Origin of the sequence: Campylobacter sp. 2018MI13, from assembly GCF_018501135.1 — a bacterium.
Taxonomy (GTDB): Bacteria; Campylobacterota; Campylobacteria; order Campylobacterales; family Campylobacteraceae; genus Campylobacter_E.
Genome location: NZ_JAHCZC010000146.1, coordinates 1 through 1588 on the forward strand (window position 1 = coordinate 1; position 1588 = coordinate 1588).

General features: G+C 25.9%; 2 protein-coding genes. Both read right to left on the bottom strand.

What is annotated here, in order from left to right; genetic code table 11:
* A partial coding sequence (locus KJQ99_RS09345) for a cache domain-containing protein (RefSeq protein ID WP_214150657.1) occupies positions 1-1201 on the bottom strand: 1201 nt, incomplete at its 3' end.
* Positions 1202-1264: 63 nt separating this feature from the next.
* On the bottom strand, positions 1265-1588 hold a 324-nt coding region (locus KJQ99_RS09350; protein WP_214150658.1), incomplete at its 5' end, for a sensor histidine kinase.

The window sequence follows — 1588 nt, forward strand, 5'->3', positions numbered from 1 at the left end:
TTTTTAATTCAATTAATTGTGGATTTGCAGGATTTAGAGTAATTCTTGCTTTTAAATCTCCGCTTTCAATTGCTGCTGCTGTTTGAACGCTTTGTTCTACTGCGTTTGTATCTTGAGTAAGTGAGTTAATTGTTCTTTCAATGTTTTCATTAATAGCTTTAGCCATATCTCCGAATTCATCTTTAGAATTTAAATCAATCTTACTTGCTGTTTTTCTTTCGTGATTTATTAGTGAAAATACTTCTCTTAAGCCTTTTTGAATGATTTCAAGTGGGCGTAAAGATTGCTTGATTAATAAATATAAAATAGCTGAAATTATTAGCAATGAGATGATAAACATTGTTAGGTTTTGTTTTAATAAATTATTTAAATTTTCATCAAAATCTTTGTTTTCATTAGTGCTACAAATTGTCCAATTTAATTTATCATAAGTTGTACAAACTGCATTTTTATCATGGTTTTCAAAATTGTATTCAATAGTTTTAAACCCGTTATAATCTTGTGCTTTAGACAATTCTTGTTTAATTGTGTCTATAACAGGATTTTGTTTTAATTCATACTTTGGATTTATATGTAAAGTAAATTGATTGTGTGTATCAAATGCAAATATCGCATTTGTAGCTGAGTATTTTAGTTTTAATACACTATCTTTTAATGGTTTTAGAGTTAAGTCTCCGCCAATTACTCCAATAATTTTTCCATTTTGCATAACCGGAGCATAAATTGTCGCTATAACTGTCTTTAATCTATCATCATAATAAATATCGTCACTTAAATTTACAACTTTATCAACTAAAGCTTCTTTAAACCAATTACGTTCCCTAGCATCAAAATCCTTAATTATATGTGCTGCTTCTTCATTACCCTTATAGAATGTTTTGCCATCTTTAACCTTAGCAAAATATAAAGCATTAAGTCCTGATGGAGAATATAATAAATTTAGTCTTCTTAAAATCATATCTTCATCTGTATCAATATTAACTTCTTCAATAGCTTTAGCAAATTTTGTTAAAAAATTCATCTTACCAGAGAAATATGAATCTACATAGAGCATTGTAGCTTCAAGTGTTTTTTGTTTACCTAAATTAGAATAATTTACAGCGTCATTTTTAGAACTGTTATAATTTAGCAACCCTAATAGAATAAAACAAATAACTAATGGAATGCTTACTAATAGTGGTATTTTGTTAGTTAATTTCATAGATTTTCCTTTAAAAGTAATTGCTTAAATGAAAGATTATAGATATTAAGAATTAATTAAAACTTAATCTTTGTGTTTTGTATTTTTAAATAGTAGTAAAAATTCACTCCCTTTATTTAGCTCGGAATTTAACATTATTTTAATTTTATGTATTCTAGCTATCTTTTTTACTATTGAAAGTCCTAAACCTGTGCCTTTTATTTGCTTGTTTCTGCTTATTTCTTGTCTAAAAAATCTCTCATATATTCTATTTTGAATATCCTTGCTAATGCCTATACCAGTGTCTTTTATGGATAAAACTATGTGTTTTTTGTTTATATTTAAACTAATAATTATTTTGCCATTATCTATATTATATTTAATCGCATTATCAATTATATTATAAAG